We start from the raw sequence: 25,466 nt of genomic DNA, 5'->3' as shown, positions 1-25,466 counted from the left end.
ATGTCGATTTTCCAGTATTACGTGGCTTCAACCATTGACGGCTTCATCGCTTCACCTGACGACGACCTTGGCTGGCTCCTGCAATTCGATCAGGTCGAGGGCGTGAATGAGAGCATCGAGTCCTTCATGGCGGACGTCGGCTGTATCGCCATGGGCGGCGATACCTACCGCTGGCTCATGGAGCATGAGCCCGGCAAATGGCCGTACCCGGACACACCCTGCTGGGTCTTTACCCATCACGAATACTCTGCGCCGTCCGGTTCGGACATCACTTTTGTCCGGGGTGACGTCCGCGAGTTCGCCCCGGATTTACTCAAAGACGCCGGAGAGAAGAACGTGTGGCTGGTAGGCGGTGGCGAACTCGTGGCCCAATTCGCCAATGCGGGCCTGCTTCACGAGATGATCGTGACCATCATTCCGGTGGTGCTGGGCGCAGGAAAACGGCTGTTGCCGCTCAATGGCCCGACGGCGCCACTCGAGTTGCTTTCGTCAAAGATCCTGGGCGGGGCCGCAGCCGAACTGCATTACCGGTTGCCTCAGCAGCCGGCATAGGTCCGGAAAGATCAGTGACGGTTATCCCGGATCATGTTGGTGATCCGGGCAGTCGATAGCCTGCGCCCCTTGTCGTCAGTGATGACGATCTCGTGGGTGGCCAACGTCCCGCCGAGGTGGATGGCTGTACACGTGCCTGTGACTGTGCCGCTGGCAACGGAACGGTGATGGGTCGCCCCTACCTCGATGCCCACGGCATGGCGGCCCCTGCCGGCATGAAGCGATGCGGCAAAGGACCCCAACGTCTCGGCGAGAACCACATGAGCGCCGCCGTGGAGGATGCCGGCCACCTGCGTGTTTCCTTCCACCGGCATGGTGGCCACCATGCGCTCTGCGCCCATCTCCGTAAAACGGATGCCCAGTTTCACAACGAGGGCGCCAACACCATGCGCTGAGAGCCATTCGTGGAACTCTTCGGGAACACCTGCCTCATTGAGCTCGTCGACAAACCTGTTCGGCGTGAAATTGTCCATCATGCCAACTAGGCTGGCACCTGTGAGTGAAACAACCAAACCGGACCAGGTTCCAACGGCCCAAGCTGCTGCCATCGCTACAGCACCCACCCCCTCTGCCACCGCATCCGCCAGCGTCACGGGGGAGGGCCGGCCAAGGTTGCTGGTCCTGGACGGCCACTCCATGGCATTCCGGGCTTTCTATGCGCTTCCTGCGGAGAACTTCTCCACGGCCAGGGGGCAGTACACCAATGCCGTGCACGGGTTTACGTCCATGCTGATCAACCTGATCAAGGACCAGAAGCCCACCCACGTCGCTGTGGCCTTCGATGTCTCCGACGACACCACCTTCCGCAAGGCTGAGTACAGCGAATACAAGGGTGGCCGCAACGCCACGCCTGCCGAGTTTGCCGGCCAGATCGGCCTTATTGCCAAGGTCATGGAGGCCTGGGGCATCAGGACCATTGCCATGCCCGGCTATGAAGCCGATGACGTCCTGGCCACTCTGGCGGCCCAGGGCGACGCCGCCGGCTTCGAAGTCCTCCTCGTGTCCGGGGACAGGGACTCGTTCCAGCTGATCAATGACAACGTCTTTGTCTTGTACCCCAAGCAAGGCGTGAGCAACATCCCCAAGCTGGACGCCGCAGCCATCGAAGAGAAGTACTTCGTCAAACCAAGCCTGTACTCGGACCTCGCCGCACTGGTGGGCGAATCCGCTGACAACCTTCCCGGCGTTCCGGGCGTTGGCCCCAAGACTGCTGCAAAGTGGATCAACCTCTACGGTGGACTCGAAGGCATCCTGGAGAACCTTGACGCCATCGGCGGCAAGGTTGGAGGGGCCCTCAAGGAGAACCTGGAGAACGTCAAACGCAACCGCCGGCTGAACCAGTTGCTGACCGATCTTGAGTTGCCCATCACGTTGGAGGACCTGCACGAGCCACGTCCGGATCGCCAGGCCATCGAGGAGCTTTTCGAGGAGCTCGAGTTCCGAACCCTCCGAACCCGCCTTTTCGATCTCTACGGCGACGACACCGTTGGAGACGCCCCGGACACCATCGAAGCCCCCGAATTTTCCGTCCTTACGGATGCCGCAGGGCTTGAGTCGTTCTTCGCCGCCGGCTCCGGCGTGCGGTCGGCGCTGGCAGTGCAGCTGGTCCCCGGACGTATCGGTGAAGACGCGAGTGCCTTGGCAGTCGTCAGGAACAACGGCGCTGCCTACATCGAACCGACCGCCCTGGACGCCGCCGCTGAGGCCGTCCTTGCCCGATGGCTCAAGGACCCCGAGGAAGCCAAAGTCCTGCATGAGTTCAAGTCCGCGCTTAAAGCCCTGCACAACCGTGGCCTCGGATTGGAAGGAGTAGTGGATGACACCTCCATCTCCGGCTACCTGATCCAGCCGGACCGGCGTAGCTACGACCTCTCCGAGCTCGCGCAAGTGCACTTGAAGATCTCCCTTGCCACGGCAACGGCCCAGTCCGGCCAGCTGGAACTGGACCTCTCCGGTGAGACAGACCAAGCTGCCGCCTCAGCGCTCGTCCAGCATGCCGCCGTCGTGCATGCCCTTAGCAAGCACTTCGAGAAGGAGCTCGCCGAACGCAAGGCCGACGCCCTTCTGACAACTCTCGAACTCCCGGTGGCACGCGTGCTGGCCCAGATGGAGCTCACCGGCATATTCGTGTCCACCGACCGGATGGATGAGCAGCTCGCCGACCTCACCAAGGTGATCGAGAGCGCCCAGGAGCAGGCATTCGCGGCGATTGGGCACGAGGTCAACCTTGGTTCGCCCAAGCAGCTCCAAACGGTGCTTTTCGAGGAACTCGGCCTCCCCAAGACCAAGAAGATCAAGTCCGGCTACACCACGGATGCCGCATCCTTGAAGGGGCTTCTGGAGAAAACGGGCCACGAGTTCCTGGTTCAGCTCATGGCGCACCGGGAGTCCTCCAAGCTTGCCCAGATGGTGGAGACGCTCAAGAAGTCCGTGGCGGATGATGCTCGTATCCACACCACGTACGCCCAGAACATTGCAGCTACGGGCCGCATCTCCTCCAACAACCCCAATCTGCAGAACATCCCCGTCCGAAGTGAGGAAGGGCGCCGTGTCCGAGGTATTTTCGTAGTCAGTGAAGGCTACGAGTGCTTGTTGTCGGCCGACTACTCGCAGATCGAGATGCGCATCATGGCCCACCTTTCGGGCGACGAAGCGCTGATCCAGGCATACCGTGACGGCGAGGACCTGCACCGGTTCGTTGGATCGCGGATCTTCAACGTGGAACCGGACCAAGTGACCAGTGCCATGCGCTCCAAGGTAAAGGCAATGTCGTACGGTTTGGCCTACGGCCTGACCTCCTTCGGCTTGTCCAAGCAACTGGAGATATCGGTAGATGAAGCGCGGACTCTCATGAAGGACTACTTCGACCGGTTCGGCGGGGTGCGTGATTACCTGCGTGGAGTGGTGGATCAGGCCAGGACGGACGGCTACACAGCCACCATCGAAGGCCGCCGCCGCTACCTGCCGGACCTGACGAGTACTAACCGGCAGGCACGTGAGGCAGCTGAGCGCATCGCCCTGAACTCACCCATCCAGGGTTCGGCGGCGGACCTTATCAAACGGGCCATGCTGGGCGTCGCGGCAGAGCTGGCCAGCCAGAACCTGAAGTCGCGCATGCTGTTGCAGGTCCATGACGAACTTGTCCTGGAAGTTGCCCCGGGAGAACGCGAGGCCGTGGAGAAGCTGGTCATCGATCAAATGGGCTCGGCTGCTGACTTGTCAGTCCCGCTGGACGTCCAAATTGGTGTCGGCTCCAGCTGGTACGAGGCCGGACACTAGACCCCGCAAGGCATTCAAAGGAACGCCGGAGGGCGCGCCGCCGAGATGGTGGCGCGCCCTCCGGCGTCTGGCTAGGCTCGAAGGCGTGGCCGATCCCAACGAAAACAACTCCGGAAAATACACCGTCCAACGCTTCCCCGCCGTATCCGATCCGGAAGACGCCTGCTATGGCCGCTGCACCACGTGGGTGCAGGCTGTCTCGCACGGATTCCACCAACAGCGGCGTGATGACGAATACCTGGCCAAGACCCTGGCGGCCTACCAGGCAGACAACCGCGTGCTCACGGGCGTCTATGTCAATGGCACCGTGCCGGACCACGCGCTGGGCGCCGACGTTCCTGTGGCAACGTACGCCACCCTGCGCAAGGCCTTGAACGTTGGCTTCGGACGCCAGTTGGAATCCAACTTGGTCACCGCAGTGACAGTACGCGGTACCCATCGGCGGAACGGGATCCTGCGCGGCATGATCACTGCCGACCTGGAAGCTGCCAAGGATGACGGCCTCGCAATGGCCGCCCTCACGGCGTCCGAGGCTTCCATATACGGCCGCTTTGGCTTTGGCGTGGCCACTTTCGAGCGGACCATCAAGGTTGATACGGGCCCACGATTCCGGCTCAGGGGCGTGCCTGAAGGAACAGTCGAAGTGGCCCACCCTTCCGTGTTGCTGGACGTGGCGCCGCAGGTCTTTAAACGTGTCCAGCGGCTCTCGCCGGGTTCGGTTGACCGACAGGAGTATTACCGGCTGCTAGCCTCCGGTTCCATTGGCCATGACGGCAAGCCTGACACCTCCGTCCGCTGCGCTCTGCACTATGACCTGTCCGGTTCGCTGGACGGCTACGTGTCCTATCGCTTCAAAGGCTGGGACCACAAGCCCTACACCATGGAAGTTGTGGATCTCGTCGCGTCAAGCAACGCCGCATATCTTGACTTGTGGCGCTTCCTGGGCAGCATCGACCTCATCGACGAAGTCACGTGGGCCGAAGCGCCCGTGGATGATCCCTTGGCCTGGGCACTTGAGGATCCGAGGTGCATCGATGCCTCGGAAATCCGCGACATGCTGTGGCTCAGGATCCTCGATACTCCCGCAGCCCTGCGAGCCCGGAGTTTTCCGGCGGTCGGAAAACTGGTACTGGAGGTGAGTGACTCCTTGGGTTTGGCTGGTGGCACCTGGGTTCTCGAGTCCGACGGCGGTGCTGCCGCCGTCGTGTATGAGGCGTCGGGCGAGGTGGCGGACCTCATCCTGGACGTCACGGACCTCGCATCCATCTACCTTGGTGCCGTGTCGCCGGTAACCTTGGCCGCCGCCGGCCGGATCAGCGAGAAGACTCCGGGTGCTGCCTTCCTGGCCCAGCAACTGTTCGCAGTAGAACGATCCGCGCACTGCCTGACGCACTTCTAGCAAGACCGCCTTCACAGGCGTATTCATCACCAGCGCGCTCATGACAGGCGCACCATCACAATCACATACTCACCATCAGATAGGGACATCCATGGGGGATTCCAAGCGGCGGCCGTTGGCCGGCCGGCGATCAGTGCTGCTTGGAATGGCGGGCCTTGCGTCCGCTGCCCTGACTGCCTGCGCGGACAACGGGGGCGCGTCCGGTCCTGCTGCCTCAAGTACAAGCCATACCGCTCCAATGACCCCGCGAACGGGTCCGGCCGTACCGCCACCGTCAATAGCCTCCAGGTCCAGCGAGCAGGCAGCTGCTGCCCTTGCCCCTGCAGCGCCGCCACAGACGCCGGCGACGCCGGACAAGCAGCAGATCGTGGCCGAGTTCGCCGGAAGACACCCCAAGGAATGGGGGCTCCACGTGACGGGGGTCGTGAATAATTCCCCATCCCGTCACGTAGCACTGACGTTCGACGCCTGCGGTGGACCCGGAGGCACGGGGTGCGACCACGCCCTGCTGCAAACCCTTCGTCGGCTCAAAGTCCCTGCAACGCTGTTCATCAACAGCCGATGGATTCACGCCAATCCGGCACTCTCTAAGGACTTGGCCGCTGACCCGCTGTTCGAACTCGCCAATCACGGCACCGCCCACCTCCCGTTGTCGGTGAACGGCAGGACGGCGTATGGCATCCAGGGGACCGCCACGGTTGGTGCCGCCTATGACGAGCTGATGGGCAACCAGGCCATCATGCGCGGGCTTAACGGGAAGCTGCCGCAGTTTTTCCGTCCGGGGACTGCGTTCTACGACGACGTCGCAGTAGGGATGACTCGAAGGCTCGGTATGCTGCCGGTGAACTTCACGCTTAACGGCGACGGCGGTGCGACGTTTTCCGCGGCCACCGTCGCGGCCGAAGTGGGGCGTGCAGCGGCCGGAGACATCGTCATTTCGCACTTCAACAGACCGGCTGCAGGTACTGCGGATGGCTATGCGCGGGCTTTGCCGCAGCTGTTGGACAAGGGGGTTACGTTTGCCCGCCTGGGAGACGTCCTGACCCTGTAACACTCCTTTTGACCCTGCTTTGCCTATGCGACTAGAATAAACGGGCGTGTACTACGTGCATGCATCCATTTTGTACTAATCCACAAATCAGGATGACCCGGTATTTTGCCGTGTTCTGCCGTCCGGACCCGGGCGGCAGCGGTTTGCCTGACCGACTAACTATCCACAACGGAGCCCCTACTACATGACCATCACCTCCACCGAGAAGCCCGGTACCCCCGTAGTCGCCATTAACGACATCGGTACCGCTGAGGACTTCCTCGCAGCTGTCGACGCCACCATCAAGTACTTCAACGACGGAGACCTCGTCGAAGGTACCGTCGTCAAGGTCGACCGCGACGAAGTTCTGCTCGACATCGGTTACAAGACCGAAGGTGTCATCCCTTCCCGCGAGCTTTCCATCAAGCACGATGTTGACCCCGGTGACGTCGTCGCCGTTGGCGATCAGGTCGAAGCTTTGGTTCTCACCAAGGAAGACAAAGAAGGCCGTCTGATCCTCTCCAAGAAGCGTGCTCAGTACGAGCGCGCCTGGGGCGACATCGAGAAGGTCAAGGAAGAAGACGGTGTCGTTACCGGTACCGTCATCGAGGTTGTCAAGGGTGGCCTCATCCTGGACATCGGCCTGCGCGGCTTCCTGCCCGCATCGCTCGTGGAGATGCGTCGTGTCCGCGACCTCGCTCCGTACATCGGTCAGCAGATCGAAGCCAAGATCATCGAGCTGGACAAGAACCGCAACAACGTTGTGCTGTCCCGCCGTGCATGGCTCGAGCAGACCCAGTCCGAGGTTCGCTCCACGTTCCTCAACAAGCTGGAAAAGGGCCAGGTTCGTCCGGGCGTTGTTTCCTCCATCGTCAACTTCGGTGCCTTCGTTGACCTGGGCGGCGTAGACGGCCTCGTCCACGTTTCCGAGCTGTCCTGGAAGCACATCGACCACCCGTCCGAGGTTGTCGAAGTTGGCCAGGAAGTCACCGTCGAGGTCCTCGAAGTGGATCTGGACCGCGAGCGTGTCTCCCTGTCGCTCAAGGCTACGCAGGAAGACCCGTGGCAGACCTTCGCCCGCACCCACGCCCTCGGCCAGGTTGTTCCGGGTAAGGTCACCAAGCTGGTTCCGTTCGGTGCGTTCGTTCGCGTCGAAGACGGCATCGAAGGCCTCGTGCACATCTCCGAACTGGCTGTCCGCCACGTGGAGCTCGCCGAGCAGGTTGTCTCCGTTGGCGACGAACTGTTCGTCAAGGTCATCGACATCGACCTCGAGCGTCGTCGTATCTCCCTCTCCCTCAAGCAGGCCAACGAGGGCGTTGACGCTGACAGCACCGAGTTCGATCCCGCTCTGTACGGCATGGCCGCTGAGTACGACGAAGAGGGCAACTACAAGTACCCCGAGGGCTTCGACCCCGAGTCGAACGAATGGCTCGAAGGCTACGAGACCCAGCGCGCCGCTTGGGAGCAGCAGTACGCTGACGCCCAGACCCGCTGGGAAGCCCACAAGAAGCAGGTTGCCCAGCACGCTGCTGACGACGCTGCTGCCGCAACGTCCGGTGAGAGCGATTCCGGCACCACGAGCTACTCCTCGGAGCCGGCTGCTGCTGAGTCCAACGCCGGTACCCTGGCGTCCGACGAAGCACTCGCCGCACTGCGTGAGAAGCTGACCGGCAACTAATTCCGCCTCCCTCACGGGATGTGCTGAATAGCCAAAGAAGGACCCCTGCCTCCGGGCAGGGGTCCTTCTGCTTTAAGCCGCGAAACCGTTGATTGTCTAACGGGGGACGTCAACCCAATCGGTTCCCTGGAGCCGCAGCTCCAAGGTCCCGGCCGTCAGCGACGCCAACCGTGAATGGGCCTCGGAGATGGCCGCTTCGTCATCCGGCAACGCCACGCGAAGTATGGTGTGCCGGGCTTCGTATCCCGTCTCCGCCATGACATACCCGGCACTGCGAAGTTCATTTTCCAAGCGGCCGGCCTCAGCGTGGGGGACCTCGATGGCGCACAGGCGCAGCCTTCGCCGCTGCACCAGGGAAGCGGAATCCAGGGCGGCAGAGACTGACTCAGAGTATGCGCGGACCAGACCGCCCGCTCCCAGGAGAACCCCGCCGAAATAGCGCACGACGACGGCACTTACGTCACTGAGGTCTGTCACCCCGGGTGTGGTCTCACGTTTGACGAGGGCCTCCAGCATGGGGATGCCCGCCGTACCCGAAGGTTCTCCGTCGTCGCTGGAGCGTTGAATCATCCGATCGGGACCTATGACGAATGCCGAACAATGGTGGCGGGCGTCGTGGAATTCACGCCGAAGGTCACTGACCAGTGAGCGCGCCGTTTCCTCATCAGGGGAGCGCCGAAGAACCGTAATAAAGCGGGACCGCCGGATCTCCAGTTCGTGGCGGAAATCCGAACCCGCGCCGAGTGTCGTGTAGGTTGTCGCGCGGCTGTCATCCTCATTTTCCACCGCTTCAGTCTAGTGTTGGAGGGTGTTGAAGATCGGGCTGACGGGCGGCATCGCCTCGGGGAAATCACTGGTGGCGTCCAGATTGCAGGAATTGGGCGCGATCCTTGTGGACGCGGACCTCATAGCGCGGGAAGTAGTTGAGCCGGGCACGCCGGGACTGGCCCTCGTTGTGGACGCCTTCGGTCCTGGAATCCTGGACGCACAGGGGAGGCTTGACCGGCCCAAGCTCGGGTCCATTGTTTTTCGGGATCCTGCTCAACGCGAGGTGCTCAACGGCATCATCCATCCGCTGGTCCGCAAGGCTGCTGCGGCGATAGTGTCAGCTGCCGGCCGTGGTGACATCGTGGTCCAGGATATCCCGCTCCTTGTCGAGACCGGGCAGGGCAGCAACTTCCACCTGGTAGTGGTGGTGGATGCTCCTGACGAGGTCCGTATCCGTCGGATGGTCCGGTTCCGCCGGATGTCACACGATGACGCTCACGCACGCATCGCGTCGCAGGCCACTCGTGCGGAACGTAATGCCGCTGCCGACGTTGTCCTGGACAACTCCGGGAGCCGGCAAGAACTGCTCGCCACTGTGGATGCCTTGTGGGAGAACCGAGTGGCGCCCTTCGCGGAGAACCTCAGCCGGGGTACCTGTGCCGCCCGGGACGCTGGTCACGTCGTGAGCCAGCCGCGGGGAGAGTGGCCGGCCCAGGCCGAGAGGCTCGCTGCCCGCATCATCACGGCGGTTCCCCACGACATCCTGTCAGTGGACCATGTTGGCTCCACCTCCGTACCAGGGCTGGCGGCAAAGGACGTCATAGACCTGCAGGTGGCCGTAGCCGATCTTGGTGCGGCGGATCGCATTGCGGTCCATCTCGCCGGCGCCGGTTTCCCCGCAGTGCCGGGCGCCAACCAGGACACCCCCAAACCTGCCCAACCCGACCCCGCGCAGTGGCAGAAGCGGTTCCACGCCAACGCAGACCCTGGGCAGCTGGTGAACGTACACGTGCGGGTGGCAGGATCGCCCGGGTGGCGTTACGCGTTGCTCTTCCGGGACTGGCTACGGTCCGAACCGGCTGCCCTGAGGATGTATGAGGCGCATAAACGCGAGATCGCGGCCGCGCATGCGCACGATCGCGACACCGCACCGTACGCCGAGGCCAAGGAGCCGTGGTTCACCGACGTGGCCTGGCCGCTCATGGAAGCTTGGGCCGGGCGCACAGGCTGGATGCCGCCGTCGTATATGTCTTCTGCTGAAGGCAAACGCGGACAGTAGCTGTCCTGGGGCAGGGGTACATTGGATTTATGAGCCTTGCCCAGGAGATCAACCGTGTCGTCGCACCCTTCGAAGTCATCAGTGAGTTTAAGCCTGCCGGTGATCAGCCGACCGCCATTGCAGAACTGACCGAACGAATCAACAACGGTGAAAAAGACGTTGTCCTCCTCGGCGCCACTGGTACGGGTAAGAGTGCCACCACGGCGTGGCTCATCGAGCAGGTCCAGCGCCCCACGTTGGTAATGGTCCAGAACAAGACCCTGGCCGCTCAGTTGGCGAATGAATTCCGGGAGCTGTTGCCCAACAATGCGGTGGAATACTTCGTCTCCTACTACGACTACTACCAGCCCGAGGCGTACGTAGCGCAAACGGACACTTTCATCGAGAAGGACTCCTCCATCAACGAGGAAGTCGAGAGGCTCAGGCACTCGGCCACCAACGCGCTGCTGACCCGCCGCGATGTCATCGTTGTGGCCACTGTGTCGTGCATCTACGGCCTGGGTACGCCGGAAGAGTACATCGCAGGTATGGTGACGCTTCGCAAAGGCGCGGAGATGAATCGCGACCATCTCCTTCGCAAGTTCGTCTCCATGCAGTACGCCCGCAATGACATGGACTTCCACAGGGGCACCTTCCGGGTCCGTGGCGACACCGTTGAGATCATTCCGATGTATGAGGAACTTGCCATTCGGATCGAGTTTTTCGGAGATGAGATCGAGAACATCCAGACACTCCATCCGCTGACCGGAGAGGTGTTGCGGGACGAGGAAGAGATGTACGTTTTCCCGGCCTCGCACTATGTGGCCGGCCCTGAGCGGATGGCCCGCGCCATCAAGCGGATTGAGGATGAACTCGCTGACCGCCTGAAGGTCCTCGAAGGCCAGAACAAGCTTGTGGAAGCCCAGCGGCTCCGGATGCGGACGACGTATGACCTCGAAATGATGCAGCAGATGGGCTTCTGCAACGGCATCGAGAACTACTCCGTCCACATTGATGGCCGCGAGCCCGGAACGGCGCCTCACTGCCTGATCGACTACTTCCCGGATGACTTCCTGCTGGTGGTTGATGAATCGCACGTCACGATTCCCCAGATCGGTGCCATGTACGAGGGCGATATGTCGCGCAAACGGAACCTCGTGGACTTCGGCTTCCGCCTGCCCTCGGCCATGGACAACCGGCCCCTGAAGTGGGACGAGTTCCTGGAACGCATCGGCCAGACCGTGTACCTGTCCGCAACGCCGGGCAAGTACGAGCTTGGCAAGGCCGATGGCTATGTACAGCAGATCATTCGTCCCACCGGACTCATCGATCCCGAGGTAGTGGTCAAGCCCACCAAGGGACAGATCGATGACCTGCTTGGTGAGATCAGGACCCGCACGGAAAAGAATGAACGCGTTCTTGTCACCACGTTGACCAAGCGCATGGCGGAGGACCTCACCGACTACCTGGTGGGTCATGGCGTCAAGGTGGAGTATTTGCACTCCGACGTCGACACCCTGCGGCGCGTGGAACTGCTCCGCGAACTGCGTATGGGCGTCTTCGATGTCCTCGTGGGCATCAACCTGCTCCGCGAGGGCTTGGACCTTCCCGAAGTTTCCCTCGTCAGCATTCTGGACGCTGACAAGGAAGGCTTCCTGCGTTCCTCCACCTCACTGATCCAGACCATCGGCCGTGCCGCCCGCAACGTGTCGGGCCAGGTACATATGTATGCGGACAGGATCACGGACTCCATGGCCCACGCCATTGAGGAGACAAACCGACGTCGAGCCATCCAGGTGCAGTACAACACAGACCATGGCATAGACCCCCAGCCCTTGCGCAAGAAGATTGCCGACATCACCGACCAGCTGGCCAAGGAAGACGCAGACACCCAGGAACTGCTCAACAACAACCGCCTGGCCAAGGGTGGCAAGCGCGGCAAGTCAGCTGCGAAGGGTGCCGCCACGGTTCGCCAGGATGGCCTTGCCGCCGCTCCCGCCGAAGACCTTGTGGGCCTCATTGAGCAATTGACCGAACAGATGCACGGGGCGGCTGCTGAACTGCAGTTCGAGGTCGCCGCCCGTATCCGTGATGAAGTCAAGGAGTTGAAGCGCGAATTACGCCAGATGCAGTCTGCCGGGCACGCCTAAGGTAAGGTTGTTTTCACGTAGGGGAGTATCCCAAGCGCTACGTCCGTCAGCACGCAAGGCACAGATGCCTCGCCGGATCTAGCGGGCCGCCAAAATCTGCATTCACCGCACCCTGGCAGGCCGGAGAGACTTACACCGCTTTCCCGTACCCTGCGAAAGGCACCTTTAATGCAGCTTCCCGTCTGGTTTGAGATCGGCTCCTTTGTCGTTCTCGGAATCATCTTGCTGATTGACCTCCTGTTGGTCGTCAAGCGTCCCCACGAACCCTCCATGAAGGAAGCCGGCCTATGGGTCGGTTTCTACGTCGCACTTGCCCTGCTCTTTGCAGTAGCAATGTTCTTCTTTGCGGGCCCCGAATATGGTGGCCAATTCGTCGCAGGCTGGGTCACTGAGTACAGCCTGAGTATCGACAACCTCTTTGTGTTCATCATCATCATGGCCCGCTTCTCGGTGCCGCGTAAGTACCAGCAGGAAGTGCTGATGGTGGGCATCATCATCGCGCTGATCCTTCGCGGTATCTTCATCGCACTGGGCGCCGTGGTCATCGAGCAGTTCAGCTGGGTCTTCTACATCTTCGGCGCCTTCCTCCTCTGGACTGCTTGGAAGCAGGCGCGGGATTCCGGCGAGGACGAAGAAGAAGGCGCCGAGAACCCGCTGATCGCACGCCTTCGCAAGGTCCTGCCGATGTCCGAAAAGTTCGACGGCAACAAGATCCGCACCGTGGTGGACGGCAAGAAGGTCTTCACTCCCATGCTGATCGTCTTCATCACGATCGGCCTGACCGACCTCCTGTTCGCCGTGGACTCCATCCCCGCGATTTTCGGCCTGACCCAAAGCGCCTTCATCGTCTTCACTGCGAACATTTTCGCCTTGATGGGCCTGCGTCAGCTGTACTTCCTCCTGGGTGGACTCATGACGCGCCTGGTGTACCTGAAGCACGCCCTGTCCGTGATCCTGGCCTTCATCGGCGTCAAGCTTGTACTGCACGCAATGCACGTCAATGAGCTTCCGTTTATCAACGGCGGCCAGAACATCGAATGGGCTCCGGAGATCCCCACGTATGTGTCGTTGGCGGTCATTGTGGGAACCATCATCGTTGCTGTCGTAGCAAGCTTGATGAGCCCGCAGGCACGGCAGGCCAAGCTGGATGCCCGGCTGGAGGCAGACGCCAAAAAGAGCATGAGCGAGGCAGAGTAGCTGCCCTTCAAAAGGTTGTAGTCTCGTGAAGTGACTACCACTTCACCTGCGGCGCTGGACCCGCAAAGGGTTCAGCGCCGTACTGTTTTCCTGCTCAGTTCCGCTCAGCTGCTCAGCGGGGTGGGCAACGGGGCAACGCTTTCCATCGGCTCCCTGCTGGCTGTGGACTTGTCGGGTTCCCAAGCCTGGGCCGGCTCCATTACTACTGTCCTGACACTGGCCGCAGCAATCGCAGCACTGCCGCTGGCGCGGTTGGCTGAGGCAGGCGGCCGGCGCGTAGGACTGGTCACCGGCCTGGTAGCTGCGATGGTCGGTGCGCTGCTCATCATCGCAGCAGTAGTGTCCCAGTCATTCGCCCTGCTCCTCCTGGGCGCAGCCTTCCTCGGCCTGGGTACGGCTGCGAACCTGCAGGCGAGGTTCGCCGCCGTCGACCTCGCAGAACCGGAGCACCGCGGACGATCGTTGTCCACAGTGGTCTGGGCCATCACCATCGGGGCCGTGGCAGGACCCAACCTGATTCAGCCGGGAGCCGCAGTAGGCGCGGCGCTTGGCCTGCCGCCAATCGCGGGCCCTTTCGTGTTCTCCGCAGTGGGACTGTTCCTGGCAGCCGGACTGCTGTTCGCCGGCCTGCGGCCGGATCCTCTGCTGCTGTCCCGCAGGCTGGCCCGTCAGACAGCTGTCAGCGGTGAAACAGGGGCGCCGCCTGTCCGGGGAACTATCCGGTCCGGAATTCGTGCCGTCCGCTCGTCACCGCGGGCGATGCTGGCCTTGGCGGCGGTCGTAGCTGCCCACGGCGTCATGGTGGCGGTCATGTCCATGACACCACTGCATCTTCAACAGCTCGTGGTCGGATCCCAGGAAGGCCACCATGGTGCAAGCACCGACAGTACGGATGCGTTGGTGCTTATCGGGCTCACGATTTCCCTCCATATTGCTGGAATGTTCGCCCTATCGCCCCTCTGGGGGTGGCTTACGGACAAGGCCGGCCGCCTTCAGACCATCGCCATGGGCCACGGGCTCCTGCTGGTGGCGGTATTCATTGCGGGTTTCGGCCAGCATGAACCCGGGTTGGTGACGGCTGGGTTGATCCTTCTGGGTTTGGGATGGTCCGCGGCAACCATTGCCGGATCAACTCTGCTGGCCGAGAGCGTCGCATCCGAGCAACGAGTCACCGTGCAGGGCGTCTCGGATACCCTGATGGGTGCCGCCGGAGCGCTGGGTGGGGCAACCTCCGGATTGCTCCTTGCCTGGATCGGGTATCAAGGGCTCAATATTGCTTCCAGCGTGCTCGCCGCAGCCGTGTTGGCCCTGACGGCCGTTGCGGCAACCCGCAAGCGGTCGCCAGCCTCGGTGGACGGGGAGCCGAAGGAAACATCCATCTAGCGGTTGCCGCGCACCATGCCGAAGAGCCTCCCAAAGATGCCCTCACCGTCCTCGCCGATGCCGTCATGGTGGAAGTCCGAAGTGACCCAGGTCTGAAGACCGCGAACGGCGGCAGCAGTCTCCAAAGAAAGATCGTGATCCACGTAGATGTCGTCTTTGTACACGGCGGCGGCAACGGGAACTGTATTGGACGCCAACCGGGTGGGGTCGTACAGGGGTTTCCAGTCTTTCCGCACGGCCAGTTGTTCGGCCACGTCACGTAGGGGAACCAGTGCCGGGTCCTGCTCGAAGTACCACGGGTACACCATTTCACCAGTAAGCAGGAGCTCTTCGGCCCCGGGCTTGAACTCCGGGTGGTCCTCCAGAACACGCCAAGCCGCCCAGTTGGTCGCTTCTCCCTGTCCATAGATGGATTCGTGCAGGACGGCGTAGAGCGGATTCGCCGCCCGGCTCACCAGTCCCCGTACTTGTTCGAGGAACGATTCGGACAACTGCTCGCCGGAAGGCGTAGCGATAAACGCATCCTCCAAAAGGTAGTGAAGCGCATCAACCCTGGTGTTTCCGCCCAGGAAAGACCCCACCATTTGGAAACGCTCCGGGGTCAAGCGTTCGCCACTGGCAAGGTATTCGGCGTGCTGGTCCAGATGGCGGGCAATGCGTGTGCCCTTTTCCCTGTCCTCCGGATACCACGAGAAATACTCGGCGTTCCTTTCTGCAACCCGGCGGAACGTTGCTTGGTACACGCGGTCCGCTGGGCCATGGAGAGGGGCCAAGCCGCCCGTGATCAGCACTTCGCGCAGCCCTTCCGGGGCGAAGGACAAGTATGTCAGGGCACAAAACCCACCGAAGCTTTGTCCCAGCACTGACCACGGTCCCAAGCCCAGGACACCCCGGATGTATTCGGCGTCCGCCACGATGGAATCAGCGCGGAAGTGGGTCAGGTATTCTGCCTGCGCCGCGGCGTCGCCCCGATGCTCCAAGGACCGCAGCTCAATAGGGGTGGACAACCCGGTGCCGCGTTGGTCCAGCATCAGGATGCGAAAGTCTCTCGCCGCAGCCTTCATCCAGCCCGACAACGAGGTGACCCGGTTACCCCGGCCGCCTGGCCCACCCTGTAGGAACAGGAGCCATGGCAACTTGGCTGTCTCCTCTGCCGAATGGTCGGTGGAGGAGTATTCCCGGGCGAAGATGGTGATCGTTTCGCCGGGGACCTCTGCCTGGTGCACCAAGGGAACGGTGAAGTAGTGCTCCGCCGTCCGGAGTCCACGGAATTCGTGGCGGGCTTGGACGAAGTGCCTGCCGGCCGAGGGCAGCCCGCCATTTACCGAGGGTTCAGCCATGGGTCAGCGCTTCTTTCGCCTCACCGACATTCGCTCCGAAAGCCTGGAGTGCATCGCCTGTAAGCCTGAACGTTGACCATTCCTCCATGGGATAGGCGCCGAGGTTTTTGTAGAAGTTGATGGAGGGCTCGTTCCAGTTCAGGACGCTCCACTCCACCCGGGCGTAACCGCGTTCGACGGCGGTGGTCGCCAGATACTGCAGCAACGCTTTGCCGTGGCCCTCGCCCCGCGCATCCGGAACCACGTAGAGGTCCTCAAGGTAGATGCCGTGGACGCCTTCCCACGTGGAGTAGTTCAGGAACCAGAGCGCGAAACCCTGAACTGTTCCGGCGCTGTTTTCCGCAATGGTGGCGTACACCCCGGGGTTCTCGCCAAAGAGTACATTCGTGAGCATGGCAGGGGTGTTCTTAACCGCGTCCGGTTCTTTTTCGTAGATAGCGAGATCGTGGATCATACGAAGGATGGCAGGGACGTCTTCAACAGTGGCGGGGCGGATTACACTCATGTCTTCGAGCTTACTAGGCCCTCTCCGGCTTCCTACCTTCAAAAGTTCCTCGGCTGTACGTGCCAAAGAGAGCTTCGCTGACCCCCTGCTCCAGCCCCGAATCGCTCGGCGGGCAAAGCCAGCACCGCCGCCACCACCGCGCATCCTGTGGCGTCGTCCAGGACCTGGACCGGAAAGCGCTCCAGGTTTCCATCCGTCGTCGAGATGCTCTCCATAGTCCACCGCGATTCCGCAGGCCGCTTGGACGAGACTGTCAAACCCCGTCTTCCCTGCCACGGCCCGCCAGTGCCCCAAGCGGTCAAGGTGGCCGTCACCAGGCGGATGTGCCAGCCCTTCGACGTCCAAGGCACCACCCCACCATCGACGCGAACCGATGCAGGTCGCAGGCTGTTCCTTGCGTAGTGCTTCCACCTCCCGCAGGCCGACGGTCAAGTCCGGAATGGAGTCCATGGCGCCGGACTTCACTGCACCGGGGTTCATTGCCTTTATACCTAGAGCCTGTTGGCGTCTGTCACGCGGACTACTGCCGTGCCGGTCTCATCGGACGCTGCCAGGTCCACGTCGGCAGATATTCCCCAATCGTGGTTGCCGGCAGGGTCATCGAAGATTTGCCGAACCTTCCACGTACCCGGTTCCTCCGTGATGATGAGCAGCCCGGGTCCCCGCGCATCCGGACCTGTGCCGATGTCGTCATGTTCGTCGAAGTAATCGTCCAGGACTTCTTCCCACCGCTCTGCGTCCCAGCCGGCATCGGCGTCGAGCTCGCCCAAGGCCGCAGAGTCCTCGTCCGCGAAGAGTTCCACCCTGCGGAACATCTCGTTCCGAACCATGACCCGGAAGGCCCGGATGTTAGCCGTCAGCAGCGGTGGCGGGGGCGGGGGAGCGTCATGGGGTGTTGGTGCCAGGCCCGATGTGAGCTCTTCCCACTCGTCCAACAGGCTGGAATCCACTTGGCGTACCAGCTCACCCAACCACGCAATGAGATCTTCAAGGTCCTCACGAAGCAAATCCTGGGGCACAGTCTGCCTCAGCGCACGGAAGCCGTCCGCCAGATAGCGCAGGACGATGCCCTCCGAACGGGCCAAACCGTAAAACTGCACAAACTCACCGAAGTTCATGGCACGCTCATACATGTCCCGGATGATCGATTTCGGAGCAAGCTCGAAGTCGCCCACCCAGGGGGCGGCCTTGCGGTAGACCTCGAAGGCCTCGCCAAGAATTTCTGCCAGGGGCATGGGATAAGTAACTTCGTCCAGCATGGCCATGCGCTGGTCGTACTCGATGCCGTCGGCCTTCATGGCAGCGACGGCTTCGCCTCTTGCCTTCTTCTGCTGGGCCGAGAGGATCTGGCGTGGTTTCTCCAGCGTTGACTCAATGACCGAGACAACATCCAAGGCGTAGGAGGGGGATTCGGGATCAAGGAGTTCCAACGCAGCAAGCGCGAAGGGGGACAGCGGCTGGTTGAGGGCAAAATTGGCTTGCAGGTGAACGGTGAGCCGGACCGAACGGCCTTCCGCTTCCTGTTCCTCTTCAGGAATGCGTTCAACCACACCTGCGGCCAGCAGTTCCCGGTAGATCCCCAAGGCCTTCTTCATCAGCCTGAGCTGCGCCGGGCGGCTTTCATGGTTCTCACTCAGGAGGCGGCGGGTTGCCTGGAAGGGGTCGCCCGGGCGTTCCATCAGGTTCAACAGCATCGCGTGGGTGACCGTGAAGCTTGAAGTCAAGGGCTCGGGCACTGATTCAACGAGTCGCTTGAACGTGGGCTCTCCCCAGGAGACAAAACCTTCGGGAGGCTTTTTCTTAACCACCTGGCGCAGTTTCTTCTGGTCATCGCCAAACTTGGCAGTGGCTTTGGCCATGGCTTTGGTATTTTCCACTACATGGTCCGGAGCCTGAACCACCACGGTGCCGGCGGTGTCGTAACCGGCGCGGCCTGCACGGCCGGCAATCTGGTGGAACTCACGGGAGTTAAGCGATCTGGTGCGTACGCCGTCGTACTTGCTCAAAGCCGTCAACAGCACAGTCCTGATGGGTACGTTGATACCCACCCCCAACGTGTCGGTTCCACAAATGACTTTGAGGAGCCCGGCCTGGGCGAGCTGCTCCACCAGTCGGCGGTACTTGGGCAGCATGCCGGCATGGTGGACCCCGATGCCATGCCGAACCAGCCTGTTGAGTGTTTTTCCGAACCCGGCGGCGAACCTGAACCCTGCAATCAGTTCGGCGATACGGTCCTTTTCGGCACGGCTGCACATGTTGATGCTCATAAGGTTCTGAGCACGCTCAATCGCTTCCGCCTGGCTGAAGTGCACCACATAAACAGGTACCTGCTTTGTGGAGAGCAGTTCTTCCAGCGTCTCGTGAACGGGCGTCAAGTGGTAGTAGTAATGCAACGGAATGGGACGTTCCGCTGAACTCACAGTTGTGGTGGTCCGTCCGGTGAGTTCAGTCAGACCGGTTTCGAATCGGGAGACGTCGCCCAAAGTAGCGGACATCAGGAGGAACTGGGCCTGCGGGAGTTCCAGGAGCGGCACCTGCCATGCCCACCCCCGCTGCGGATCGGAGTAGAAGTGGAACTCATCCATGATCACCGAGCCCAGTGCCGCCGAGGAGCCTTCGCGCAGGGCGATGTTGGCCAGGATTTCCGCCGTGCAGCAAATGATGGGTGCATCCTGGTTCACCCCGGAATCACCGGTGATCATGCCAACGTTTTCAGCACCGAAGATCTCGCAAAGCGCGAAGAACTTTTCAGAGACCAGAGCCTTGATTGGAGCTGTGTAGTAACTCCGCTGGCCGCGTGCCATGGCTTCGAAGTGGGCTGCAATTGCTACCAGGGATTTACCGGAGCCCGTGGGTGTGGCCAGGATGACGTTGGCGCCGGAGGCAAGCTCCATGATCGCTTCGTCCTGCGCCGGGTAAAGCTGCAACCCACGGCTCTCGGTCCACTCCACGAACCGTGTGTAGATTTCGTCCGGGTCCAAAGGACCGGTGGCCGTGGAACCGGGGAGCTGCTCAAGAAGTTTCATTGGTTTCCAGCTTAGTGCCCGGACGGTTTAGGCTCGGCCCAGCAGCATGCCAACAGCGAGGAGGCTTTTTGTGAAGTGGGATCCGTCCAAATATGTGGAGTTCGGCAACCACCGGGACCGGCCCTTCCATGACCTCGTCGGGAGGGTCCGGGCCAACCACCCAAGCAAGGTCATTGATCTCGGCTGCGGTCCCGGGAACCTCACCGCTACACTCAGTGACCGCTGGCCGGAGGCCCGGGTGGTGGGTGTCGACTCGTCTGAGGACATGCTCCGCAAAGCGGAGTCCCTCCGGCACCATTCCCCCTGGCAGCAGTCCAGCCGTCTGACCTTTGAGCTGGGCGATATCGCGGAGTGGGTTCCCGATGCCGATACCGACGTCGTGGTCACCAATGCCGCGCTCCAATGGGTTTCCGGGCATCAGGAGATGCTGGCACGCTGGCTTCACGCCCTCAAGCCCGGCGCATGGTTCGCCATGCAGGTACCGGGGAATTTCACGTCACCCTCCCATACGCTCATGCGTCAACTGGCGGGGTCTCCTGCGTGGTCCGCCCGGCTGGAGGGCGTGCTTCGACACGATGGCGCGGTGGGCAGCCCTGCTGACTACCTGGGCATCATGCTCGACGCCGGATGTGCGGCAGACGCTTGGGAGACCACCTACCAACAGGTGCTGCAGGGGGAGGACCCGGTACTGGAGTGGGTTCGCGGGACAGCACTTCGTCCGGTGTTGGCAGCTCTGTCCGCGGAGGAGGCAGCTGACTTCGAAGGGGAGTACTCGGCCTTGCTGCGCGAGGCCTACCCTTCAACGAGCCACGGAACGGTCTTCCCGTTCCGTCGCATCTTCGCCGTAGCCCAAAAGCGCCCATGACCGGGCAGGACGCTTCCCTGCACGAGCATTCAGTTACCCTGCACCATGACTTCCCGGACCCTAACGGCTTGTTCCTTGCCGACGTCGCTGGTCTAATTCTCGGCATGGACCAAGGACGCTTCGAACAAGACATACCCCGCGTGGAACCGGCACCCGGCCGGAGTTCCTCGTGACGCCCACAGGAGATTTTCCGGGCAGCTGGCGCCCGAACACCAGCAGTGCCGTGGCGCTCTTTGAGCAATTGAGGTTGCGCATCATTGAACTCGTGGATGCCGGTGTCCTCGCCGTCGGAGCCAAACTTCCTCCCGTTCGCAATTTGGCCGGCGTACTGGATGTCGCTCCTCACACCGTTGCCCGTGCGTATAAAGAATTGGAAGCGGCCGGCGTCGTGGCAACACGGGGGCGCAACGGAACCGTGGTCTGTGCACGTGATGATCGCTGGGGAGCGTTGGCGGATGTTGCCTCACAATATGCGGCGGCTGCGAAGGCCCAGGGAGCCTCATTTGCCGAGGCAGTGCAACTTCTCGCTGCGGCCTACGACGCCGACTGATACCGATCAGTAGCATGTGAGGCACGACATGGAAATTCGAAGAAGTTTTCGATTAGCATTGGTAGGTGCCCAAAGCCTTAGCTGAAGATACCGCCATGGATGCCTTGAACGGCGTCTCCGTCCTTCCCGATACCAAACCCGTCAAGCCGGATCTGTCCCGTTTGGTGGTCAAAGGTGCCCGGGAACACAATTTGCGCAACGTGGACCTGGATCTCCCGCGTGACGCCATGATCGTGTTCACGGGACTCTCCGGTTCCGGCAAGTCATCCTTGGCTTTTGACACCATCTTCGCTGAAGGCCAGCGTCGCTACGTAGAGTCGTTGTCGGCTTACGCGCGCCAATTCCTGGGCCAGGTGGACAAGCCCGACGTCGATTTCATCGAGGGCCTCTCGCCTGCCGTATCCATCGACCAGAAGTCCACCAGCAAGAACCCACGTTCAACGGTGGGCACCATCACCGAAATTTACGACTACATGCGTTTGCTGTGGGCGCGCGTAGGCCGTCCGCACTGTCCCGTCTGCGGCGAGCCCATCGCCCGGCAGACGCCGCAACAGATTGTGGATCAGCTGCTGGAGTTGGACCCCGGTACGCGCTTCCAGGTTCTGGCCCCGGTCGTCCGTGGCCGCAAGGGCGAGTTTGTCGATCTCTTCAAGGAACTGACCGCGAAGGGCTATTCCCGGGCCCGCGTAGACGGGGAACTGGTTCAACTCAGTGATCCCCCCAAGCTCGGCAAGCAGTTCAAGCACACCATCGAGGTTGTGGTGGACCGCTTGGTGGTCAAAGAAGAAATCAGCCAGCGCCTCACTGATTCCGTGGAGACGGCCCTTGGCCTCGCCGAAGGCCGCGTGCTGGTGGAGTTTGTCGACCTGGACGCCGAAGATCCCGAGCGCATCCGTGCTTTCTCGGAAAACCTGGCGTGCCCCAACGAGCACCCCCTGGCCATCGATGAGATTGAACCGCGATCCTTCTCGTTCAACAACCCCTTCGGCGCCTGCTCTGCTTGCAGTGGCATCGGCACCCGTTTGGAGGTGGATGAAGAGTTGATCGTTCCTAATCCGGAACTCTCCCTCGGTGAGGGCGCCATTGCGCCATGGGCTCTCGGCACAGCGACGACCGAGTATTGGAACCGGCTCCTTGAGGGCCTGGCGCACGAACTTGGTTTCTCCATGAAGACCTCGTGGGAGAAACTGCCCAAGGACGTGCGCAATACTGTGCTGCACGGCAAGGACCACAAGGTTGTTGTGCAGTACAAGAACCGTTTTGGTCGCGAACGTAAGTACAGCACTGGCTTTGAAGGTGCCATCCAGTACGTCCACCGTAAGCACGGGGAAACTGATTCCGACTGGGCACGTGACCGGTACGAAGAGTACATGCGCCAAATTCCCTGCCCCGAGTGCAACGGTGCGCGTCTCAACCCGGCGTCACTGTCCGTGCTCATCAACGGCAAGTCCATCGCCGAGGTCGCTGCCCTGCCGATGCGTGAGTGCGCGGAATTCCTGGGCAGCCTTACGCTGACCAACAGGGAAGCCCAGATCGCCAATCAAGTACTGAAGGAAATCCAGGCCCGCCTGACCTTCCTCCTGGATGTTGGCCTGGAGTATCTCAACCTTGAGCGTCCCTCCGGAACCTTGTCCGGCGGTGAGGCACAACGCATCCGGCTGGCCACCCAGATCGGCTCCGGCCTGGTGGGCGTCCTGTACGTTCTGGATGAGCCATCCATTGGCTTGCACCAGCGTGACAACCGGAGGCTGATCGAAACGCTCACCCGCCTCCGCGACCTCGGTAACACCCTGATCGTGGTGGAGCATGATGAAGACACCATCCACGAAGCCGACTGGGTGGTTGACATCGGACCGGGCGCCGGCGAACACGGCGGCCAGGTTGTTCACTCAGGAACGTACAAGGAACTCCTCGCGAATACAGACTCGCTGACGGGTGACTACTTGTCCGGACGCCGCAAGATTGATGTCCCCACCAAACGACGCAAGTACGACAAAAAGCGTGAACTCAAGGTAGTCGGTGCAAGGGAGAACAACCTCAACAACGTTGACGCAACCTTCCCTTTGGGACTCTTCACGGCGGTTACTGGCGTTAGCGGGTCCGGCAAGTCCACGCTCGTGAACGAGATCCTGTACAAGGTCCTTGCCAACAAGCTCAACGGCGCCAAGCAGGTCGCAGGACGCCACCGCGCGGTGGCCGGCCTGGAGCACCTGGACAAGGTGGTCCACGTTGACCAAAGCCCCATCGGCCGCACACCCCGGTCCAACCCGGCTACGTACACCGGTGTCTTTGACAACATCCGCAAGCTCTTCGCTGAGACCACCGAAGCCAAGGTTCGTGGATACCAGCCGGGACGGTTCTCGTTCAACGTCAAGGGCGGTCGCTGCGAGGCTTGTTCAGGCGACGGTACGTTGAAGATCGAGATGAACTTCCTGCCGGATGTCTATGTTCCTTGCGAAGTGTGCCACGGCGCCAGGTACAACCGGGAGACCCTGGAAGTTCACTACAAGGGCAAGACCATTGCCGACGTCCTCAACATGCCCATCGAGGAAGGTGCGGAGTTCTTCGCTGCCTTCACCCCGATCGCACGGCATTTGAACACCTTGGTGGATGTGGGCCTTGGCTATGTCCGGCTCGGCCAGCCGGCAACCACTCTTTCCGGCGGTGAGGCCCAGCGCGTAAAGCTGGCTGCCGAACTGCAAAAGCGTTCCAACGGTCGCAGCATCTATGTCCTTGACGAGCCCACCACGGGCCTGCACTTTGAGGACATCCGCAAACTGCTCATGGTTCTTCAGGGCTTGGTGGACAAGGGCAACACCGTGATCACCATTGAGCACAACCTGGATGTCATCAAGTCCGCGGACTGGATTGTGGATCTCGGTCCCAATGGTGGTTCAGGTGGAGGAAAGATTGTTGCCACAGGTACGCCGGAACAGGTGGCAAAATCCACGGATAGCCACACAGCAACATTCCTGGCCGAGATTCTCGGCTAGTTGCTCACGGGCGGCCACGAGGCCGCCAGAGGAATATCTCCAAGGCCTTGGAAGTATTCCAGTAGCGGCATGCGAGTTTCAGGCATGCCGCTACTCGTGAGAAACTAACCCGGTGACTCAAACAAAGGTGCCCGTAATATTCGATCTGGACGGCACCCTTGTCGATCCTGCCGGTGGTATCACGGGAGGCATCTCTGCCGCCCTCCGGGAAATGGAGCTTCCTGTTCCCGAACAAGCTGTGCTGAATTCCATGGTGGGGCCCAAACTCAGCGATTCCTTGCTGCATTTGGCCGGTGTCCCCACCGGATTGGTGGATGAAACCATTGAGCGGTACCGGCGGCACTACAAAGAAACCGGTATTGGCCAAAGCAAGTTGTACCCCGGGATCTTCGATCTCCTCGAATTCTTCGCTGAGACCGGCCGGCCCGTGGCGGTAGCCACGCAGAAGCCGCAGTCAATTGCGCGACTCGTGCTTGAGCACCATAAAATTGCCCACTTCTTTGTCTCGATCCGCGGTGCTGCCGACGACGAGTCCCTGGGAGCCAATACGGCACCCGGCAAGGTTGAGATCGTTGGCGCGGCACTGGCCGACCTCCACTCGCAATCGGCCGTCATGGTGGGGGACAGGCACCAGGATGTCATGGGTGCGCTTGCCAACGGATTGGATTGCATCGGCGTCAGCTGGGGCTTCGCGCCGGAAGGTGAACTTGAGCAAGCCGGAGCCGTCGCCGTCGTAAACACTGCCGCCGAGCTGCGCACAAAGATTGAAGAACTTGACGCTGTCCGCACGGCAGCCCTGAGCGAGGTACAAAACGATGGCAGTCTTTGATGCGATCCGATGGACAACCCGTGGCCTGATTTCCTCCACGTGCCGTCCCACGGTCATTGGCTTGGAGAACGTTCCCAAGGATGGGCCGTTCATCGTGGCCCCCAACCACCTCTCCTTCCTGGACAGCGTCATTGTCCAAGCACTCATGCCCCGCCCTGTCGCCTTTTTTGCCAAAGCGGAATACTTCACCACCAAAGGCGTAAAAGGTGCCGTGATGAAGTCATTCTTCGAGGCAGTGGGTTCAATTCCGGTGGAGCGTGGTGAACAGGCGGCCAGCGTCCAGGCGCTCAAGACCCTGCTGGACATCCTGGAATCCGGTAAGGGCATCGGCATTTACCCTGAAGGCACCCGGTCACGGGACGGCATTCTGTACCGCGGCAGGACCGGCGTGGGATGGCTCGCTTTGACCACGGGTGCTCCTGTGATCCCGGTAGGACTGATCGGCACGGGGCAGTTGCAGCCTGCGGACAAAAACGCCGTCCGCCCGCAGCACTTCACCATGAAGGTGGGCGAACCCCTCTACTTTGACAAGACAGGTCCTGACCATTCCCTGCCTGCCCGCCGCGAAGTCACAGATAAGATCATGGATGCCATTGCCCTGCTTAGCGGCCAGGAGCGGTCCACCAGCTATAACCAAAGCAAATCAGTCGACTGAAGCCTC

Annotated in this window: 20 protein-coding genes; 15 read left to right on the top strand and 5 right to left on the bottom strand. The window is 61.4% G+C overall.

Annotated elements, in window-relative coordinates:
* Window positions 1-552, top strand: a complete 552-nt coding sequence (locus ACLRGI_RS12065) for a dihydrofolate reductase family protein (RefSeq protein ID WP_419201883.1) — start codon at window positions 1-3, stop codon at window positions 550-552.
* An 11-nt stretch (window positions 553-563) separates the two neighbouring features.
* Here ACLRGI_RS12065 and ACLRGI_RS12060 read toward each other — a convergent pair whose 3' ends face one another.
* Complete coding sequence (locus ACLRGI_RS12060; protein ID WP_419201882.1) at window positions 564-1,028, bottom strand: hotdog fold thioesterase; 465 nt, start codon at window positions 1,026-1,028, stop codon at window positions 564-566.
* Window positions 1,029-1,188: 160 nt separating this feature from the next.
* On the opposite strand from ACLRGI_RS12060, the gene polA reads away from it, so the two are divergent.
* The 4 genes from polA to rpsA all read left to right on the top strand — a co-directional run bounded on the left by polA (window position 1,189) and on the right by rpsA (window position 7,941).
* Window positions 1,189-3,831: a DNA polymerase I gene (gene polA, locus ACLRGI_RS12055; RefSeq protein ID WP_419201914.1), complete on the top strand. Its 2,643-nt coding sequence runs from the start codon at window positions 1,189-1,191 to the stop codon at window positions 3,829-3,831.
* A gap of 85 nt (window positions 3,832-3,916) precedes the next feature.
* A complete protein-coding gene (locus tag ACLRGI_RS12050; RefSeq protein WP_419201881.1) occupies window positions 3,917-5,230 on the top strand; it encodes a GNAT family N-acetyltransferase in 1,314 nt (437 codons plus the stop codon).
* Window positions 5,231-5,468: 238 nt separating this feature from the next.
* The gene (locus tag ACLRGI_RS12045; RefSeq protein ID WP_419201880.1) at window positions 5,469-6,281 is read left to right on the top strand and encodes a polysaccharide deacetylase family protein; all 813 of its coding nucleotides are present in this window, start codon (window positions 5,469-5,471) and stop codon (window positions 6,279-6,281) included.
* Between the two features lie 184 nt (window positions 6,282-6,465).
* Window positions 6,466-7,941 carry a 30S ribosomal protein S1 gene (gene rpsA, locus ACLRGI_RS12040; protein ID WP_011774756.1) on the top strand — a complete coding sequence of 492 codons (1,476 nt, stop codon included), beginning with the start codon at window positions 6,466-6,468 and terminating at the stop codon, window positions 7,939-7,941.
* A 96-nt stretch (window positions 7,942-8,037) separates the two neighbouring features.
* Here the strand turns inward: rpsA and ACLRGI_RS12035 are convergent, their stop codons facing one another.
* Complete coding sequence (locus tag ACLRGI_RS12035) at window positions 8,038-8,727, bottom strand: IMPACT family protein (RefSeq protein WP_419201879.1); 690 nt, start codon at window positions 8,725-8,727, stop codon at window positions 8,038-8,040.
* A 22-nt stretch (window positions 8,728-8,749) separates the two neighbouring features.
* On the opposite strand from ACLRGI_RS12035, the gene coaE reads away from it, so the two are divergent.
* The 4 genes from coaE to ACLRGI_RS12015 all read left to right on the top strand — a co-directional run bounded on the left by coaE (window position 8,750) and on the right by ACLRGI_RS12015 (window position 14,697).
* Window positions 8,750-9,988, top strand: coding sequence for a dephospho-CoA kinase (coaE, locus tag ACLRGI_RS12030; protein ID WP_419201878.1), 1,239 nt, complete (start codon window positions 8,750-8,752; stop codon window positions 9,986-9,988).
* Window positions 9,989-10,017: 29 nt separating this feature from the next.
* Window positions 10,018-12,117 (top strand): excinuclease ABC subunit UvrB, encoded by a 2,100-nt coding sequence (gene uvrB, locus ACLRGI_RS12025; protein WP_419201877.1) that lies wholly within the window; start codon window positions 10,018-10,020, stop codon window positions 12,115-12,117.
* 168 nt (window positions 12,118-12,285) lie between these two features.
* Window positions 12,286-13,314, top strand: coding sequence for a TerC family protein (locus tag ACLRGI_RS12020; RefSeq protein WP_419201876.1), 1,029 nt, complete (start codon window positions 12,286-12,288; stop codon window positions 13,312-13,314).
* Window positions 13,315-13,344: 30 nt separating this feature from the next.
* Complete coding sequence (locus ACLRGI_RS12015) at window positions 13,345-14,697, top strand: MFS transporter (RefSeq protein ID WP_419201875.1); 1,353 nt, start codon at window positions 13,345-13,347, stop codon at window positions 14,695-14,697.
* Here the strand turns inward: ACLRGI_RS12015 and ACLRGI_RS12010 are convergent.
* From ACLRGI_RS12010 to ACLRGI_RS12000, 3 genes are all read right to left on the bottom strand, one after another.
* Window positions 14,694-16,037 carry an alpha/beta fold hydrolase gene (locus ACLRGI_RS12010; RefSeq protein ID WP_419201874.1) on the bottom strand — a complete coding sequence of 448 codons (1,344 nt, stop codon included), beginning with the start codon at window positions 16,035-16,037 and terminating at the stop codon, window positions 14,694-14,696. The genes ACLRGI_RS12015 and ACLRGI_RS12010 overlap by 4 nt on opposite strands.
* Window positions 16,030-16,542 (bottom strand): GNAT family N-acetyltransferase, encoded by a 513-nt coding sequence (locus ACLRGI_RS12005; RefSeq protein WP_419201913.1) that lies wholly within the window; start codon window positions 16,540-16,542, stop codon window positions 16,030-16,032. Before ACLRGI_RS12005 ends, ACLRGI_RS12010 begins: the two co-directional genes overlap by 8 nt.
* 491 nt (window positions 16,543-17,033) lie before the next feature.
* Entirely contained in the window at window positions 17,034-19,568 is a 2,535-nt protein-coding gene (locus ACLRGI_RS12000; protein ID WP_419201873.1) for a DEAD/DEAH box helicase, read from the bottom strand.
* A gap of 70 nt (window positions 19,569-19,638) precedes the next feature.
* On the opposite strand from ACLRGI_RS12000, the gene ACLRGI_RS11995 reads away from it, so the two are divergent.
* From ACLRGI_RS11995 to ACLRGI_RS11970, 6 genes are all read left to right on the top strand, one after another.
* Window positions 19,639-20,433, top strand: coding sequence for a trans-aconitate 2-methyltransferase (locus ACLRGI_RS11995; RefSeq protein ID WP_419201872.1), 795 nt, complete (start codon window positions 19,639-19,641; stop codon window positions 20,431-20,433).
* A complete protein-coding gene (locus ACLRGI_RS11990; protein ID WP_419201871.1) occupies window positions 20,430-20,606 on the top strand; it encodes a hypothetical protein in 177 nt (58 codons plus the stop codon). Before ACLRGI_RS11995 ends, ACLRGI_RS11990 begins: the two co-directional genes overlap by 4 nt.
* Window positions 20,603-20,983 carry a GntR family transcriptional regulator gene (locus ACLRGI_RS11985; RefSeq protein ID WP_419201870.1) on the top strand — a complete coding sequence of 127 codons (381 nt, stop codon included), beginning with the start codon at window positions 20,603-20,605 and terminating at the stop codon, window positions 20,981-20,983. The genes ACLRGI_RS11990 and ACLRGI_RS11985 overlap by 4 nt, the downstream gene beginning before the upstream one ends.
* 65 nt (window positions 20,984-21,048) lie before the next feature.
* Window positions 21,049-23,976, top strand: a complete 2,928-nt coding sequence (uvrA, locus tag ACLRGI_RS11980; RefSeq protein ID WP_419201869.1) for an excinuclease ABC subunit UvrA — start codon at window positions 21,049-21,051, stop codon at window positions 23,974-23,976.
* A gap of 112 nt (window positions 23,977-24,088) precedes the next feature.
* Window positions 24,089-24,805: an HAD hydrolase-like protein gene (locus ACLRGI_RS11975; protein ID WP_419201868.1), complete on the top strand. Its 717-nt coding sequence runs from the start codon at window positions 24,089-24,091 to the stop codon at window positions 24,803-24,805.
* Entirely contained in the window at window positions 24,792-25,460 is a 669-nt protein-coding gene (locus tag ACLRGI_RS11970) for a lysophospholipid acyltransferase family protein (protein ID WP_419201867.1), read from the top strand. The genes ACLRGI_RS11975 and ACLRGI_RS11970 overlap by 14 nt, the downstream gene beginning before the upstream one ends.
* Window positions 25,461-25,466 lie beyond the last annotated feature (6 nt).

The sequence above is a fragment of the Paenarthrobacter sp. PPS72 genome, from assembly GCF_048537125.1.
Lineage (GTDB): Bacteria > Actinomycetota > Actinomycetes > Actinomycetales > Micrococcaceae > Arthrobacter > Arthrobacter nitroguajacolicus_E.
Note: the sequence above shows the minus strand (reverse complement) of the source record. Positions and strands in the feature narration are given on the sequence as shown.